The sequence below is a fragment of the Neisseria sp. HMSC070F02 genome, from assembly GCF_001814225.1.
GTDB lineage: Bacteria > Pseudomonadota > Gammaproteobacteria > Burkholderiales > Neisseriaceae > Neisseria > Neisseria meningitidis.
The window spans coordinates 1-312 of sequence record NZ_KV815363.1; the positions used below are offsets into that span (position 1 = coordinate 1).

Below are 312 nucleotides of genomic sequence, written 5' to 3' on the forward strand. Positions count from 1 at the left end.
TAGGGCGTGTCCCTAATTTGAATAAGCCCAAAAGAGCCCTATTTTAACCCTATATTCCAACGAAATATAGGCAAACACAAACAATGGCGAGAACCGCAATAACTGACAACATATGGGAACAATTACAAACAACCATGAAAGCGCACGGCTGTCATCAATGGAAGAACGACCGTACCGTGATGGAAGCCATACTATGGAAGCTAAGAACAGGTGCACCATGGCGAGACATACCTATTGAGCTAGGGTCATGGAAAACCGCTTATAACCGCTTTAACCGATGGTCTAAAAAAGGCTTGTGGCAGAATTTTTTTT

Annotated in this window: 1 protein-coding gene; it reads left to right on the forward strand. The window is 42.9% G+C overall.

Annotated elements, in window-relative coordinates:
* Window positions 1-83 precede the first annotated feature (83 nt).
* Window positions 84-312 (forward strand): IS5/IS1182 family transposase (locus HMPREF2959_RS10565; RefSeq protein ID WP_002234497.1); only part of this gene is annotated, 229 nt, incomplete at its 3' end.